18 protein-coding genes are annotated in these 13,948 nt (G+C 67.6%); 8 read left to right on the forward strand and 10 right to left on the reverse strand.

Annotated features, from left to right (window positions below; translation table 11 throughout):
* The 3 genes from FHW81_RS05385 to FHW81_RS05395 all read right to left on the reverse strand — a co-directional run bounded on the left by FHW81_RS05385 (window position 1) and on the right by FHW81_RS05395 (window position 3,458).
* Window positions 1-795 (reverse strand): ABC transporter ATP-binding protein, encoded by a 795-nt coding sequence (locus FHW81_RS05385; protein ID WP_003114823.1) that lies wholly within the window; start codon window positions 793-795, stop codon window positions 1-3.
* Window positions 792-1,937: an MlaE family ABC transporter permease gene (locus FHW81_RS05390; RefSeq protein WP_023114542.1), complete on the reverse strand. Its 1,146-nt coding sequence runs from the start codon at window positions 1,935-1,937 to the stop codon at window positions 792-794. The genes FHW81_RS05385 and FHW81_RS05390 overlap by 4 nt, the downstream gene beginning before the upstream one ends.
* 66 nt (window positions 1,938-2,003) lie before the next feature.
* Window positions 2,004-3,458, reverse strand: coding sequence for a TrkH family potassium uptake protein (locus tag FHW81_RS05395; RefSeq protein WP_017149207.1), 1,455 nt, complete (start codon window positions 3,456-3,458; stop codon window positions 2,004-2,006).
* A gap of 157 nt (window positions 3,459-3,615) precedes the next feature.
* Here FHW81_RS05395 and FHW81_RS05400 point away from each other — a divergent pair, with 157 nt between their 5' ends.
* Together FHW81_RS05400 and FHW81_RS05405 are read left to right on the forward strand one after the other, a co-directional pair.
* Complete coding sequence (locus FHW81_RS05400; protein WP_003114826.1) at window positions 3,616-3,987, forward strand: YkgJ family cysteine cluster protein; 372 nt, start codon at window positions 3,616-3,618, stop codon at window positions 3,985-3,987.
* A 64-nt stretch (window positions 3,988-4,051) separates the two neighbouring features.
* Window positions 4,052-4,612 carry a nitroreductase family protein gene (locus FHW81_RS05405; protein WP_003114828.1) on the forward strand — a complete coding sequence of 187 codons (561 nt, stop codon included), beginning with the start codon at window positions 4,052-4,054 and terminating at the stop codon, window positions 4,610-4,612.
* Here FHW81_RS05405 and FHW81_RS05410 read toward each other — a convergent pair.
* The 7 genes from FHW81_RS05410 to FHW81_RS05440 all read right to left on the reverse strand — a co-directional run bounded on the left by FHW81_RS05410 (window position 4,593) and on the right by FHW81_RS05440 (window position 9,248).
* Window positions 4,593-5,072: a hypothetical protein gene (locus tag FHW81_RS05410; protein WP_003114829.1), complete on the reverse strand. Its 480-nt coding sequence runs from the start codon at window positions 5,070-5,072 to the stop codon at window positions 4,593-4,595. The two genes, FHW81_RS05405 and FHW81_RS05410, sit on opposite strands and share 20 nt — an antisense overlap.
* Before the next feature lie 39 nt (window positions 5,073-5,111).
* A complete protein-coding gene (locus tag FHW81_RS05415; protein ID WP_003114830.1) occupies window positions 5,112-6,449 on the reverse strand; it encodes a sensor histidine kinase in 1,338 nt (445 codons plus the stop codon).
* A 114-nt stretch (window positions 6,450-6,563) separates the two neighbouring features.
* Complete coding sequence (locus tag FHW81_RS05420) at window positions 6,564-7,004, reverse strand: Spy/CpxP family protein refolding chaperone (RefSeq protein ID WP_003114831.1); 441 nt, start codon at window positions 7,002-7,004, stop codon at window positions 6,564-6,566.
* A gap of 128 nt (window positions 7,005-7,132) precedes the next feature.
* Window positions 7,133-7,810 carry a response regulator transcription factor gene (locus tag FHW81_RS05425; RefSeq protein WP_003091491.1) on the reverse strand — a complete coding sequence of 226 codons (678 nt, stop codon included), beginning with the start codon at window positions 7,808-7,810 and terminating at the stop codon, window positions 7,133-7,135.
* A gap of 10 nt (window positions 7,811-7,820) precedes the next feature.
* On the reverse strand, window positions 7,821-8,183 hold the full coding sequence (locus FHW81_RS05430; RefSeq protein WP_003114832.1) for a hypothetical protein: 363 nt from the start codon (window positions 8,181-8,183) through the stop codon (window positions 7,821-7,823).
* A 176-nt stretch (window positions 8,184-8,359) separates the two neighbouring features.
* Window positions 8,360-8,659, reverse strand: coding sequence for a YciI family protein (locus FHW81_RS05435; RefSeq protein WP_003091489.1), 300 nt, complete (start codon window positions 8,657-8,659; stop codon window positions 8,360-8,362).
* A gap of 1 nt (window position 8,660) precedes the next feature.
* On the reverse strand, window positions 8,661-9,248 hold the full coding sequence (locus tag FHW81_RS05440) for a septation protein A (RefSeq protein WP_106120626.1): 588 nt from the start codon (window positions 9,246-9,248) through the stop codon (window positions 8,661-8,663).
* Between the two features lie 215 nt (window positions 9,249-9,463).
* On the opposite strand from FHW81_RS05440, the gene FHW81_RS05445 reads away from it, so the two are divergent.
* The 6 genes from FHW81_RS05445 to FHW81_RS05470 all read left to right on the forward strand — a co-directional run bounded on the left by FHW81_RS05445 (window position 9,464) and on the right by FHW81_RS05470 (window position 13,946).
* Window positions 9,464-10,351 carry a PHP domain-containing protein gene (locus FHW81_RS05445; RefSeq protein ID WP_003114833.1) on the forward strand — a complete coding sequence of 296 codons (888 nt, stop codon included), beginning with the start codon at window positions 9,464-9,466 and terminating at the stop codon, window positions 10,349-10,351.
* Entirely contained in the window at window positions 10,348-10,977 is a 630-nt protein-coding gene (locus tag FHW81_RS05450; protein ID WP_003091486.1) for an L-threonylcarbamoyladenylate synthase, read from the forward strand. The genes FHW81_RS05445 and FHW81_RS05450 overlap by 4 nt, the downstream gene beginning before the upstream one ends.
* A 172-nt stretch (window positions 10,978-11,149) precedes the next feature.
* Window positions 11,150-11,902, forward strand: coding sequence for a segregation and condensation protein A (locus FHW81_RS05455; RefSeq protein WP_003124353.1), 753 nt, complete (start codon window positions 11,150-11,152; stop codon window positions 11,900-11,902).
* Window positions 11,903-12,041: 139 nt separating this feature from the next.
* Window positions 12,042-13,037, forward strand: a complete 996-nt coding sequence (scpB, locus tag FHW81_RS05460) for an SMC-Scp complex subunit ScpB (protein WP_004344948.1) — start codon at window positions 12,042-12,044, stop codon at window positions 13,035-13,037.
* An 81-nt stretch (window positions 13,038-13,118) separates the two neighbouring features.
* Window positions 13,119-13,649, forward strand: coding sequence for a hypothetical protein (locus FHW81_RS05465; RefSeq protein ID WP_003114836.1), 531 nt, complete (start codon window positions 13,119-13,121; stop codon window positions 13,647-13,649).
* A gap of 114 nt (window positions 13,650-13,763) precedes the next feature.
* Window positions 13,764-13,946 carry a DUF1289 domain-containing protein gene (locus FHW81_RS05470; protein WP_003091481.1) on the forward strand — a complete coding sequence of 61 codons (183 nt, stop codon included), beginning with the start codon at window positions 13,764-13,766 and terminating at the stop codon, window positions 13,944-13,946.
* The last annotated feature ends 2 nt before the right edge of the window (window positions 13,947-13,948 follow it).

Genomic DNA, 13,948 nt, shown 5'->3' on the forward strand with positions numbered 1-13,948 from the left:
TCAGTGATTCTCCGGCACGGCGGCGGCTTGGTGGGCGGCGCGCCCGCGCGGCCCGTGGAAGTATTCGCGGACCCAGGCGTCGTCGGTGGCGGCGACCCGTTCCAGGGTATCGACTACCAGGACCTTCTTCTGCGACAGCACGGCGACCCGGTCGCAGATGGTGTACAGGGTGTCCAGGTCATGGGTGACCAGGAACACGGTCAGGCCGAGGGCGTCGCGCAGGGTACGGATCAGGTTGTCGAAGGCCGCCGCGCCGATCGGGTCGAGGCCGGCGGTGGGCTCGTCGAGGAACAGGATGTCCGGGTCCAGCGCCAGGGCGCGGGCCAGGGCGGCGCGCTTGATCATGCCGCCGGAAAGCGAGGCCGGATACTTGTCGCCGGCGTTGGCCGGTAGCCCGGCCAGGGCCAGCTTGACCTGGGCCAGGTGCTCGGCGTCGGCGCGCGGCAGGCCGGCGTTTTCGATCAGCGGCAGGGCGACGTTCTCCACCACGGTAAGCGAGGAAAACAGCGCGCCCTGCTGGAACAGCACGCCGAAGCGCCGTTCGACCAGGGAGCGGCGCTCCTCTGGCAGTTGCAGCAGGTCTTCGCCGAACACCCGCACGCTGCCGGAGGTCGGCCGGCGCAGGCCGACGATGCTGCGCAGCAGCACCGACTTGCCGGTGCCGGAGCCGCCGACCACGCCGAGGATCTCGCCGCGACGGACGTCGAGGTCGAGGTGCTCGTGGACCGCCTGGGCGCCGAAACGGTTGCACAGGTCGCGGACCTGGATGATCGCCTGCGGGTTGTCCTGGTTCACCAGCCCATCTCCATGAAGAACAGCGCGGCGAGGGCGTCGAGCAGGATCACCACGAAGATCGAGTGGACCACGCTGGTGGTGGTGTGCTCGCCCACCGACTGGGCGCTGCCGCTGACCTTGAAGCCTTCCAGGCAGCCGATCACGGCGATCAGGAAGGCGAACAGCGGGGCCTTGCTGATACCGACCAGGAAATGCTGTACGCCGATTCCGTCCTCCATGATCGACAGGAACATCGCCGGCGGGATGTCCAGGGTCCAGGCGCAGACGGTCATGCCGCCGACGATGCCGCAGAGCATGCCGACGAAGGTCAGCATCGGTAGCGATACCAGCAGCGCCAGCACCCGCGGCAGCACCAGCAGCTCGATGGGGTTGAGGCCGAGGGCGCGGATCGCGTCGATCTCCTCGTTGGCCTTCATCGAGCCGATCTGCGCGGTGAAGGCGCTGGCGGTGCGGCCGGCCATGAGGATCGCGGTGAGCAGCACGGCGAACTCGCGGAGGAAGGAGAACACCACCAGGTTGACCGTGTAGATGGTCGCGCCGAAGTTGGCCAGCACCGTGGCGCCGAGGAAGGCGATCACCGCGCCGACCAGGAAGGTCAGCAGGGCGATGATCGGCACCGCGTCCAGGCCGCTCTTCTCGATGTTCGCCACCAGCGGCGTGACCCGCCAACTGGCCGGGCGGACCAGGCTGCGGCACAGGGTCTCCAGGGTCAGGCCGATGAAGCCGAGGAGTGCCTTGAGGTGCAGCCAGAAGGTCTCCATGGCACAACCGATGCGAGCCAGCAGTTCGATGGCGGTGGTTGGCGGCTTGGGTTTCTCCGGCTCGCAGAAGTCGTGCAGGGCGTGGCCGACGGTCTTCAGCAGGGCCCAGCGCTCGCGCGGCAGGCCGGGCTCCAGCTCGGCGAGGTCGGCCAGGCGCTCGGCGCCGAGCAATTCGGCGAGCAGGGCGGCGCCGGCGGTATCCAGGGCGCCCAGTTGGCTCAGGTCGAAGCTGGCGTTGCCCGCCACTTCGCTGCGCAGGCGCGTCACCTCGCGCTCCAGAGCCGTGTAGTGGGCGAGCGTCCAATCACCTATGGCTCTGACGCGGGCGGGCTGGGTGGAGCTATCCAGGCTCACGTGGCCGGGTTGCGGCTGTGTCGTCATGGTGCAGAAGCTTACACCGGCTTTTCAGTCCCTGAGTAGAGCCATTGCAGACAGGCCCGTGAGCGCTCAGTGGCGCCAGAACGCCGGGGTCAGCAGGACCAGCACGGTGATGATCTCCAGGCGACCGAGCAGCATGCCGGCGGCCAGCAGCCACTTGGCGGCGTCCGGCAGGCTGGCGAAGTTGCCCGAGGGGCCGATGATGGGCCCCATCCCCGGGCCTACGCCGGCCACGGTACTGGCGGCGCCGGTGAGCGCGGTCATCCAGTCCAGGCCGATCAGCGACAGGCCGAGGGCGAGCAGGCAGACGACGATCGCGAAGAAGAACGAGAAGGTCAGGATCGAGCGGACGATTTCCTCGTCCAGGCGATGGCCGTTGTAGTTCTGCTTGAGCACTGCGCGCGGATGGATCAACTGGTAGAGGTTGGCCTTGAGCAGGGTATAGGCGACCTGGAAGCGGAAGATCTTGATACCGCCGGCGGTAGAACCGGAGCAACCGCCGATGAAGCCGAGGTAGAAGAACAGCATGATCGAGAAGTGCCCCCACATGCTGTAGTCGCCGAGGGCGAAGCCGGTGGTGGTGACCACCGAGGTGACGTTCACTGCGACGATGCGGAAAGCATCCATCCAGGGCAGCTTGGAGGTTACCGCGTACCAGGTGCCCATCAGCAGCCAGGTCACCAGCAGCAGGCCGAGCAGGCCGCGGACCTGCTGGTCCTTGATCAGCGCCTTGCGGTGTCCGCGCAGGGTGGCGACGTAGAGCGCGAACGGCAGGCTGCCGAGGATCATCACCACTACCGCGGTCCAGTGCACCGCTGGCTGCTTCCACTTGGCCAGGGATTGGTCGGAGGTGGAGAAACCGCCGGTGGAAATCGCCGACATGGCGTGGTTGACCGCGTCGAACGGGCTCATGCCCGCGCCCCAGAAGGCCAGGGTGCCGAGCAGGGTGATGCCGACATAGGTGGCGACGATGTACTTGGCGACCATGTGCGAGCGTGGCAGGACCTTTTCCGAGCGGTCCGAGGATTCGGTCTGGAACAGGCGCATGCCGCCGATCCGCAGCATCGGCAGGATCGCCACGGCCATGGCGATGAAGCCGATGCCGCCCAGCCAGTGCAGCAGAGAGCGCCAGATGAGGATGCCCGGGGACATGTCGTCCAGCCCGCTGAGCACGGTGGAGCCGGTGGCGGTGATTCCCGACATGCTTTCGAAGAAGGCATCGGTGTAGCTGATGTGCTGCTGCAGGACGAACGGCAGGGCGGCGAAGATGCATACCAGCACCCAGCTCGATACGGTGAGCATGTACATGTCCCGCGGGCGCAGGTGGACATGCTCGGGACGTCCCGGCAGGACCAGGCCGAGGCCGGTGACGAAGGTGGCGACGCTGGACCAGATGAATGCCTGGATGCCTTCGGTACGGTCGAAGGCGAGCATGGTCAGGATCGGGACCAGCATGCTGGCGGCCAGAGTGATCAGGAAGATGCCGATGATGAAACCGAGGATACGTAGGGTCGGCAAGGCCATGGATCGTGGGGCTCTGGGCTGTGGCGGACCGGCCATTCTACCAGCCGTCCGCGGAGAGTAAATCTGCCGCTGCACCCCTCTTCACAGCTGCCGCGAAATCGCTAGAATCTCGCTTCGCCCGCCGGCGCTCGCCGGTTTCTCTGGTGTTCTGCCAACCATGTCCACTGACAATCCGTGTCTTACCTGCGGCGCCTGCTGTGCGCATTTTCGTGTGTCTTTCTATTGGGGCGAGTGCCGTTCCGCAGGTGGCGTCGTACCCGACGAACTGACCGTCCGCATCAGCCCGCAGATGGTTGCCATGAGCGGTACCGAGAACAAGCCGGCACGCTGCGTCGGGCTGCTCGGTGAGGTCGGTTGCGGCGTTCGCTGCACCGTCTACGAGCAGCGCTCGAGTACCTGCCGCGAGTTCGAGGCGGCCTGGGCCAACGGCCAGCCCAACCCGGCCTGCGATGCCGCGCGCGCCGCCTACGGCCTGCCGCCGCTGACCCCGCCGCTGCAGCCGCACCTGGCGCCGGGACGGGTCGCCTGAGAGCGGGCGTGAGCCTGGCGATTGCGTCTACAATGGCGATTTCGTTTCTGACAGGAGTTCGCCCATGGAGGCTCTCGACGCCTTGCTCACTCGCGTTTCCCACGCCCGCCTGAGCGATCCCGCGCCCTCGCCGGAGCAGCTCGACCGGCTGTTCCGGGTCGCCTTGCGTGCCCCGGACCACGGGCAACTGCGGCCCTGGCGCTTCATCCTGGTAGAGGGCGAAGGCCGCCGGGCCCTGGGCGACCTCTACGCCCGCGCCCTGGCGAGCCGCCAGCCGGACGCCGCCGAGGAAGCGCTGGCCAAGGCCCGCAACATGCCGCTGCGCGCACCGCTGCTGGTCGTGGCGGTCGCTTGCCTGCAGGACCACCCGAAGGTGCCGCACGCTGAGCAACTGCTGGCTGCCGGCTGCGCCGCCCACGGCCTGGTGCTGGGCGCCTATGCCCAGGGACTGGGGGCGATGTGGCGGACCGGCGAGATGGCCACCGATCCGGTGGTGCACGCCGGCCTGGGGCTCGGCGAGCAGGAGCGGATCATCGGCTTCGTCTACCTGGGTACGCCGATGGGCGAGTTGCGCACGCCGGCGGAACTCGACCCGACGGCCTTCGTCAGCGCCTGGCCGGGCTGAGCGGCAACAGCAGGCGTACGCACCAATACGCGCCCTGGGCGTGCCAGAGCAGTCGTCCGCCCTGCCAGCCGGCCAGTCGTCGGGCGGCTTCCACGGCCGCCGGCAGCCAGCGCCGGCCTTCTTCCGCCTGGCCGAGGATGTCCAGGCGCAGCCGGCCGTGGCGTGCGTCCAGCGCCGGATTCAGTGTGATGCGCTGCCACGGGCGGGCCTGCGCGGCGCCGCCGAGCAGGCCGTAGAGCGCCTCGTGCAAGGCCGGGCGCCAGCTTTCCAGCGGCCAGGTGCCGCGTTCCGGCAGGTTCAGGTCGAGGCGCGCCCAGCGATGCCGCAGTTGCTGGGCGACCTGTCCCAGCTCGACCGCCAGGACCAGCGATTGCGGTTCGTCGCCGGGAGGTTCCGGCGGCGGCGCGATGGCCTGGGCGAGCGGGCGTTCATCGAGGAACAACGAAGCGGGAAGAGTCATGCCGGATGCTCCTGGGGAATTGTTCATCTGGGCGCGGCGTCATTCGGTCGCCTTGCGCCGTAGCGGCAGGCTGAGGGTGGCGATGAAGCCGCCGTCGGGATGGTTGCCCAGGCGCAGGTGCCCGCCGTGGCGCTCGATGGCGCGGCGGGCGATGGCCAGGCCCAGGCCGTGTCCCGGGCTGCTCTGGTTGGGTGCGCGGAAGAACGGCTCGCCCAACTGCTCCTGCAGTTCGGCGGCGATGCCTGGCCCATGGTCGCGGACGCTCAGGCGCAGGTAGTCGCCGGCGCTGCTGGCACGCACCTCCAGGGGTTGGCCGACGGGGTTGAAGCGCACGGCGTTGCGCAGCAGGTTGTCCACCGCGCGTTCGAACATGTCCGGCCAGCCGTCGATGCTCAGGTCAGGCGCCACCTCCAGGCGGATATCCTGTTCCGGAGCCAGCAGCAGGGCGTCTTCGCGCAGCCGCTGGAGCAGCGGTAGCAGGGCGATCCGTTGGCTCGCGCCGGGTTCGGCGTCGAGCCGGGCGAGGGCGAGGATCTCGCCGATCAGCGCTTCCAGGCGGTCGCATTCCTGTTCCAGGCGCGGCCACATCTGCGCCCGCGCTTCCGGTTCGGCGCGTTCGGCCAGGGCCAGGGCGATGCGCAGGCGAGCCAGCGGCGAGCGCAGTTCGTGGGATACGTCGCGGAGCAACTGACGCTGGCTGCCGATCAGGCTTTGCAGGCGTTCGCCCATGCGGTTGAAATCGCGCGCCAGGGTGCCCAGTTCATCGCCGCGCCGCGCCAGGCGGGCCAGGCTGTCCTTCTGGTAGGCGGTCTGGCCGAGGTCGTGCACGGCGCGCCGCAGACGGTTCAGCGGACGGGTGATGGACAGCGTCAGCAGCAGGCTGAACAGGGTCAGCACCACCAGTGCGATGCCCAGCGCGCTGAGCGGCCAGAGCAGGCTGCCGCGGTGCCAGGCCTCCAGCTCCGGGTGCGGGATGCGGTAGATGAACAGATAGGTATGGTTGCTCTGCGGGCTGACGTATTCCTGGCTCAGCTGGCGCCAGGGGAAGCGCGGCAGGTTGCGGTCGCTGGTGCGCGGCGGGCGGTGGTGGGGGCGCGGCAGGTAGGTGCCGTCGACCAGGCGCTGGCCGCTTTCATCGAGCACCTGGATGGAAATCCCGTAGTCGCGACGGCGTTGCTCCAGCAAGCCCTGGGCCGCGTAGCTGCCCTGTTCTTCGTAGAGGGCGGTCCACTGCTCGGCGAGATCCTTCAGGCCAGGATGGCGGGCGATGATCCAGGTGTCCTGGTTCAGCGCACGACCCAGCAGGATGGACAGCCCGGCGACCAGCAGCAGGGCCAGCCAGAAGGCGGCGAGGATTCGCCAGAAGAGTGAACGCATGGTTTTCCTGTTGAATCGCATGTCGGGCCGGCCGCGAGGGTAAACCCCTAGGATATGCGATTCCGGCTGGTCGGAAGACCGCTACCGGAGGACCCGGTAGCGGTGGCTCGGACGTCAGTTGGACTTCTTGTCGGCCTTCCATTGCTGGAATTCGGCCCACTCTGCCTTGCGCTGCTCGCGCTTCTTCTGCAGTTCGTCGAACTTCTTCTGCTGCTCGGGGGTGAGCAGGGCGCGGATGTCCTTCTGGGTCTTCTCGTGGCTGGCCTTGAGTTCGTCCTTCAGGGCCTTCTGCTCGGCCGCCGGCAGCTTGGCCAGGTAGCGCTGGGTGATCTCGTGGCGGGCCTTCATTTGTTCGCCCATCAGTTTGCCCATCTGCTGGCGCTGTTCGCGGGTCAGGTCCAGTTCCTTCATCGGGCCGCCATGCCGGGGACCGTGCTGGCCCATCATGTGGCCGCCTTCCATCGGCGGGGGTGGCAGGTCGTTGGCGGCGGGCGCGGCCATGGCGAAGGTCGGCAGGGCGGCGGCGATGAACAGGGCGGTTAGCGTCTTGCGCATGGTGTTTCTCCTTTCTGGGTCCGGCCATTTACCGGATGAGCCCAGTCTAGGGAGGTCAAGGTCAAGCGCGGTCAGCCCTGGGTAAAGCTTGGGTAAAGACCTTGTGTCGGCGGGCTGACGAAACCCGCTCAGTGGCTGTAGTAGTAGCCGCGGCCGCGCAGGGCGAGGATGCGCGGGCTGCCGTCGGGGTGGCTGCCGAGCTTCTTGCGCAGGTTGCTGACGTGCATGTCCAGGCTGCGGTCGTAGAGGGTCAGCTTGCGGCCCAGCGCCAGTTGCGCCAGGGCCTGCTTGTCCAGCGGCTCGCCGGGCTGGCGCAGGAGCGCTTCGAGGATGCGGCTTTCGGAAAGGGTCAGGCTGATCTCCTGGCCGTCGATCTGCGCCACGCCGCGCGTCAGGTTCAGCGACAGGTCGCCCAGTTGCATCTGCGCGCTGGGCTGCGCCGGGTGGGTTCGCCGCAGCACGGCGCGCAGCCGTGCGGTGAGTTCGCGCGGGTCGCAGGGCTTGGCCAGGTAGTCGTCGGCGCCCAGTTCCAGACCGAGGATGCGGTCCAGCGGCTCGCCGCGGGCGGACAGCATCAGCACCGGCAGGTCGGGATGGTCGCCGCGCAGTTGCTTGAGCAGTTCCAGGCCGCTACCGTCCGGCAGCATCACGTCGAGCACCACGGCATCCGGTGTCTGCTCGGCGAGGGCGCGACGGGCCTGGGCGCCGTCGTGGCTGGCACGCACGGAGAAACCTTCCTGGACCAGCCAGGTACCGAGCAGCTCGCAGAGCTCCCGGTCATCGTCGATCAACAGCAGTTCGCTCATCGAGTGTCGCTCAATTGATCCATTCGCGTCGCTGTCGCCGGCGGCCGCGGCTCAGGGCACCGAGGACGAACGCGAGCAGGGCCGTGGCGGCGCCGGCGACATACCAGGTCTGCTCTTCCGTGAGCAGCGGCGGTTGCCGCTGCGCCTGGGCCGCCTGCAGCTGCTCGCGCAACTGGCGGTTCTCCTGGCGCATACGACTGACCAGTTCGTCGCGCTGGCGTTCCGTTTCCACCAGGCGGCGCTCCAGTTCGGCGGTAGCCTGCGTAATGGAAGGTTGCGCGGCTGGAATCGGTGCTGGCGCGGGTTCCTCGGCCAGGGCCAGGGAAGCTCCCAGGCTCAGCAGCAGGCAATGGGCAGCGGATGGACGCATCATGACTCCTTGTACCGATGAAGCGACGGATTGCACTGTCTTCCGGTTCGCCCTTCCGGCTTGGCGAAAGCGCCGGGCCGGCCTGGTTGCGCTGCGGCGGGCACCGGAAAGCGGCGTCCGGTGCGAAAAACGTTTGCCGGGAGGGCGACCGGGCCGGCCGCCGGTACCCGGCGACTGCCTCAGGGCAGGACTTTCTTGAACGGCTTGACCACCACCTCGGCGTACACCCCGGCGGCCCGGTAGGGATCGGCCTCGGCCCAGCTCTGCGCCGCGGCCAGCGAATCGAATTCGGCGACGATCAGGCTGCCGGTGAAGCCGGCGGCGCCCGGGTCGTTGCTGTCGATCGCCGGGTGCGGGCCGGCGAGTACCAGGCGGCCTTCTTCCTTCAGCTGTTCGAGACGGGCCAGGTGGGCCGGGCGGCTGGCCAGGCGGCGTTCCTGGGAAGCGGGGATGTCACGGGCGATGATCGCGTAGAGCATGTCAGTCCTTGGGCTTTTCGCCGGTATCGGCGTCGTGCAGGTGGCGAGCCAGGAACAGGCCCTGGCCGATCAGGAACAGCAAGGTCATGCCGAGGCTGCCGAACACCTTGAAGTCCACCCAGAAGTTCGGATAGGTGAAGACCACGTACAGGTTGGCGAAGCCGCACACCAGGAAGAACACCACCCAGGCGATGTTCAGGCGCACCCAGAGGCCCTGCGGCAACTGGATGGCTTGGCCCATGATGCGCTGGATCATCGGCTTGTCGCCGATGAAATGACTGCCGGCGAAGGCCAGGGCGAACAGCCAGTTGACCAGCGGCGCCTTCCACTTGAGGAAGGTGTCCTCGTGGAAGGCCAGGGTCAGGCCGCCGAGGACCAGGCAGGCGCCGAGGGTGAACCACTGGCTCTTTTCCAGGTGGCGGTGCTTGAGCCAGAGGGCGCCGTAGACGATCACCGAGGCGAGGATCAGGGTCGCGGTCGCGCCGTAGATGCCACTCAGATTGAACCCGGCGAACTCGACGTTCTGAGGGTCTATCTTGTAGACGATGAAGAACAGGATCAGTGGGATGAAATCGATGAATTGCTTCATGGTGGCAGTCAGGACACGGTTGAAACGGCATAATAGCAACCTCTGGATGTTCTGAAACAGTCATCCTGTCTTTCCGAATGCGTCAGGCCTGTGCCGCAGGCGCATTCGCCAGGTGGAGCAGGCTCCCCGGACCCATGAACGGTACGTCTCGATACCGCGAGGCAGCGAATCGGCGTTGCTTCATCACCATTCTTCACTGGAATCAGGATTCAGCCATGCGTGTCGATCTGCATTGCCACAGTACCGCCTCCGATGGCGTGCTCGCGCCCGCCGCCCTGGTGCAGCGGGCCCACGAGAAAGGCGTCGGGCTGCTGGCGCTGACCGACCACGACACCCTGGAAGGCCTGCCGGAAGCCCACCAGGCGGCCGCTCGACTCGGTATCGAACTGGTCAACGGTGTCGAGCTGTCCTGCACCTGGGGCGGTGCCACCATTCATGTGCTGGGCTACGGTTTCGACCTCGACGCCGCTCCCCTGCGCCAGGCGACCGAAGCCCTGCACCGGGGCCGCTGGGCGCGCGCCGAGGAAATCGACCGGCGGCTTGCGGCCAAGGGTATGCCCGGTGCGCTGGAGGGCGCGCGGGCGATCCAGCAGGCCCTGGGCGACAGCGGCAACGCGCCGGCGCGGCCGCATTTCGCCGAGTTCCTGGTCCAGGGCGGCTGGGTCAAGGATCGCGCCGACGCGTTCCGCAAGTGGCTGGGGGCCGGCAAGCTGGGAGACGTCAAGCAGCACTGGCCGACCCTGGAGGAAGTGGTCGGCTGCCTGCGCGAGGCGCGCGCCTGGATCAGCCTGGCGCACCCGTATCATTATGATTTCACCCGGACCAAGCGCCGGCGCCTGGTCGCCGACTTTCTCCAGGCCGGCGGACACGCCATCGAGGTGGTCAATGGCGTGCAGCCGGCCGAACAGGTCGGTACCCTGTCGATCCTGGCCCGCGAGTTCGGCCTGATGGTCACCGCCGGCAGCGATTTCCACGCGCCGGGCGACTGGTCCGAACTGGGCATGTACCGTGCGGTTCCAGAGGACCTTCCGGCCATGTGGCCGCGTTTCGCCAGGCATTTTCGCGATACTGAACGTCATTCCGAAGCCAAGGGGGCCGAATGAGCCAGTTCTTCCAGATCCATCCGGAAAATCCCCAGCCGCGGCTGGTCAAGCAGGCGGTGGAAATCGTCCGCCAGGGTGGGGTGATCGTCTATCCCACCGACTCGTCCTATGCCCTGGGCTGCCGCATCGGCGAAAAGACCGCGGTGGATCGCATCCGCCGCATCCGCCAACTGGACGACAAGCACAACTTCACCCTGGTCTGCCGCGACCTTTCCGAGCTGGGCGTCTATGCCAAGGTCGACACCGGCCTGTTCCGCCTGCTCAAGGCGCACACCCCCGGTCCCTACACCTTCATCCTCAGCGCCACCCGCGAGGTGCCGCGCATGCTCCTGCACCCCAAGCGCCGCACCATCGGCCTGCGCGTGCCGAACTGTCCGATCGCCCGGGCGCTGCTGGAGGAACTGGGCGAACCGCTGATGAGCGTGAGCCTGATCATGCCCGGCAGCGGCGAGCCACTGAACGATCCCTATGAAATGCGCCAGGTACTGGAACACCAGGTCGACCTGATCGTGGACGGGGGCTATGGCGGCGGCGAGGCCTCCACCGTGATCAGCCTGACCGACACCGATCCCGAAGTGATCCGCGTGGGTTGCGGCGATCCGGCGCCGTTCATGCAGCCGGCCTGAGCGCCGCCCGAATCCGCCCACCACGAGCCTAGCGATGCAGGACGATAACCCGGCCAACGCCGACACCCCTCCAGCCGAACCCGCCGCCGAGCGGGTGCCGCTGCAACTGGCGCTGGTCTACGGCGAGGCGGTCACCGAGCTGCCGCAGGACCTCTATATCCCGCCGGACGCGCTGGAGGTCTTCCTCGAGGCCTTCGAGGGCCCGCTCGACCTGCTGCTGTACCTGATCCGCAAGCAGAACATCGACATCCTGGATATCCCGGTGGCGGAAATCACCCGCCAGTACATGGGCTATGTCGAGCTGATGAAGGCGGTGCGCCTGGAGCTGGCCGCCGAGTACCTGGTGATGGCGGCGATGCTGGCGGAGATCAAGTCGCGCATGTTGCTGCCGCGCTCGGCGGAAGCCGAGGAGGAAGAGGAAGATCCACGGGCCGAGCTGATCCGCCGCCTGCAGGAGTACGAACGGTTCAAGAAGGCCGCCGAAGACCTCGACGAACTGCCCCGGGTCGGCCGCGACGTGCTGGTGCCGGCGGTGGCTGCTCCCGAGGCGCGGGCGCGCAAGCTGCTGCCGGAGCTGGCGCTGCAGGAGCTGATGCTGGTGATGGGCGAGATGCTGCGCCGCGCCGACCTGTTCGAGAGCCACCAGGTGACCCGCGAGGTACTGTCCACCCGCGAACGCATGAGCGAAGTGCTGGAGCGCCTGAAAGGCGGCGCCTTCGTGCCCTTCATCCAGTTGTTCACCCTGGAGGAGGGCAAGCTCGGCGTGGTGGTCACCTTCATGGCGATCCTCGAACTGGTCAAGGAGCAGATGGTGGAACTGGTGCAGAACGAGGCTTTCGGCGCCATCCATGTGCGCCTGCGGATAGCCCGCGAAGCGGAGGAAGGCGAAACCCTGGAGGAAGCCCTGGAAGACGATTTCGAGTGAGCGCGCCGCTGGCCGTTCGTCCTCCTGCGGACGGTCGCCTTTTCCGAGCTTCCGGCTTCGCTCCCTGCCGTGGCCTGTTAAGCTGCATGCCCGATTCCGCTATCTTTCCCTCTTCCTGGCTCCGGTATCCGTTGCGACGATGAACCTGTCCGATCCCCACGAACTCGCCACCCTGCTCGAAGGCATCCTCCTCGCGGCCGGCAAGCCGCTGTCGCTGGAACGCCTGGCCGAGCTGTTCGACGAGGCAGAGCGGCCGGAGCCGGGGCAGTTCCGCGACGCCCTGGCGATCCTGGCACTGTCCTGCGCGGGGCGCTCCTTCGAGCTGAAGGAAGTCGCGTCCGGGTATCGCCTGCAGATTCGCGAGCGTTTCTCGCCGTGGGTCGGCCGCCTCTGGGAGGAGCGTCCGCAGCGCTATTCGCGCGCGCTGCTGGAAACCCTGGTGCTGATCGCCTACCGCCAGCCGATCACCCGTGGCGAGATCGAGGAGATCCGCGGCGTGGCGGTGAACACCCAGATCGTCAAGACGCTGATGGAGCGGGAGTGGATCCGCATCGTTGGCTACCGCGAGGTGCCGGGGCGCCCGGCGATGCTGGCGACTACCAAGGCGTTCCTCGATTATTTCAACCTGAAGAGCCTCGACGAGCTGCCGCCGCTGTCGGCGCTGCGCGAGATGGAGCCCGAGCCGGAACCGCCGGTCGAAGTGGCGCCCGCGGCGCAGCCGCCGCGCGACGATCTCGACGAGGATGCGATTCCTGCCTCGATCCAGGCCCTGGCCGATCGCGCCATCGCCGAGGCCGGGGAAAGCCTCGAGGAGATCGAGGGGGAGGCCGGCGAGCCGGAGAAGCCGCGCGAGGAAACCAGCTTCCGCAGCCTGCTGCTGGAACTGGACGAGATGGAGCAGGGCCTGAAGACCGACTTCGACGACCTGCTCGACCCTCCGGAGCCCTCGGAGCAGGGCGACGAGTCCGCCGAGCCAGCGGCTGGGCCGATTCCCGTGGTCGCGGAGCAAGCCGTCGAGCCTGCCGTCGCGGAGGCTGTCGCGGGCGCCGATCCCGATGACGAGGAGCGCGCTCTGGCGGAGGCCATGCGCGAGGAGCGCGAGGCACTGGACGCCGACGACTGGCCGCGCCGCTGACCGTCGTTCCACCCTGTAGAATTCATCCGGCCGCGCCGGCGAGGCCGGCCCGCTCCGTTTCATCGACCCTGGAACCCGCCCATGAAAGAGACCCTGAACGAACTGATCACCCTCATCAGCACCGGCTGCATGGGCGCCGAGGAGATCCGGCGGATCGCCGACGAGGCGGCCCAGGCCTATGCCGATCCGGCAGGGTTCCTCGCCGCCAACCCGGATATCAACTACGACGACAGCTTCCCGATCCCGCTCGGCGAGTGGGTGGTGGTCGGTAGCCTGCCGGATATCGTGCTGTTCCAGGCCGACACCTATGCCGAGCTGTTCGCCCGGATCGTCGCCTCCTTCGGCAAGGACGTGGCGTTCAACATCAAGCCGAAGCAGTTGCTCAAGACCGAGCCGCTGGTCGCCCTCAACCGTATCCAGGTGCAACTGAGCAGCATGTATCCGGAAAAGGGCGGCTACGTGCTGGTGGATTTCAGCGAGCCGCTGGACGACGAGTTGCAGGCGGTGCTGGTCTATACCCAGGACCTGCCGCGGGTCATGGCGCTCTGCGTCGAGGCCGGCATCTATGCCGCGCCTGCCTACGAAAGCCTGCGCGACGCCGAGGCCGAGTGACCGCGGGCCGCTCGATCGGCCCGATAGTCATTCCCTCCTGGACGCCGGCCCGCCGCCTGTCGTGAAGTGACGGGCGAGGACCGGTTGCGGTCCGCGCCGAAAAAGGGGGAACGCTTGAAAAGTCCTTGCATCAATATCTGTGAGTTCGATGCCGACGTGTGCCGTGGCTGCGGGCGTACGCGCCAGGAAATCCGTGCCTGGAAGCGCGCGGACAAGGCCGAGCAGCGACTGATCCTCGCCGAGGCTGACCTGCGCCTGCTGGCGTTGCAGGCGCGCGGTCGGCGCAAGTTCCGCTGAGG

Source organism: Pseudomonas sp. RC10-4-2 (genome assembly GCF_050433085.1).
Taxonomy (GTDB): Bacteria; Pseudomonadota; Gammaproteobacteria; order Pseudomonadales; family Pseudomonadaceae; genus Pseudomonas; species Pseudomonas aeruginosa.

Excerpts from the sequence above, each read along its gene's own strand:
- FHW81_RS05390 (WP_023114542.1), bottom strand. The coding sequence starts at position 1,937 with ATGACGACACAGCCGCAACCCGGCCACGTGAGCCTGGATAGCTCCACC.
- FHW81_RS05395 (WP_017149207.1), bottom strand. The coding sequence starts at position 3,458 with ATGGCCTTGCCGACCCTACGTATCCTCGGTTTCATCATCGGCATCTTC.
- FHW81_RS05400 (WP_003114826.1), top strand. The coding sequence starts at position 3,616 with ATGTCCACTGACAATCCGTGTCTTACCTGCGGCGCCTGCTGTGCGCAT.
- FHW81_RS05405 (WP_003114828.1), top strand. The coding sequence starts at position 4,052 with ATGGAGGCTCTCGACGCCTTGCTCACTCGCGTTTCCCACGCCCGCCTG.
- FHW81_RS05410 (WP_003114829.1), bottom strand. The coding sequence starts at position 5,072 with ATGACTCTTCCCGCTTCGTTGTTCCTCGATGAACGCCCGCTCGCCCAG.
- FHW81_RS05415 (WP_003114830.1), bottom strand. The coding sequence starts at position 6,449 with ATGCGTTCACTCTTCTGGCGAATCCTCGCCGCCTTCTGGCTGGCCCTG.
- FHW81_RS05420 (WP_003114831.1), bottom strand. The coding sequence starts at position 7,004 with ATGCGCAAGACGCTAACCGCCCTGTTCATCGCCGCCGCCCTGCCGACC.
- FHW81_RS05425 (WP_003091491.1), bottom strand. The coding sequence starts at position 7,810 with ATGAGCGAACTGCTGTTGATCGACGATGACCGGGAGCTCTGCGAGCTG.
- FHW81_RS05430 (WP_003114832.1), bottom strand. The coding sequence starts at position 8,183 with ATGATGCGTCCATCCGCTGCCCATTGCCTGCTGCTGAGCCTGGGAGCT.
- FHW81_RS05435 (WP_003091489.1), bottom strand. The coding sequence starts at position 8,659 with ATGCTCTACGCGATCATCGCCCGTGACATCCCCGCTTCCCAGGAACGC.
- FHW81_RS05440 (WP_106120626.1), bottom strand. The coding sequence starts at position 9,248 with ATGAAGCAATTCATCGATTTCATCCCACTGATCCTGTTCTTCATCGTC.
- FHW81_RS05445 (WP_003114833.1), top strand. The coding sequence starts at position 9,464 with ATGCGTGTCGATCTGCATTGCCACAGTACCGCCTCCGATGGCGTGCTC.
- FHW81_RS05450 (WP_003091486.1), top strand. The coding sequence starts at position 10,348 with ATGAGCCAGTTCTTCCAGATCCATCCGGAAAATCCCCAGCCGCGGCTG.
- scpB (WP_004344948.1), top strand. The coding sequence starts at position 12,042 with ATGAACCTGTCCGATCCCCACGAACTCGCCACCCTGCTCGAAGGCATC.
- FHW81_RS05465 (WP_003114836.1), top strand. The coding sequence starts at position 13,119 with ATGAAAGAGACCCTGAACGAACTGATCACCCTCATCAGCACCGGCTGC.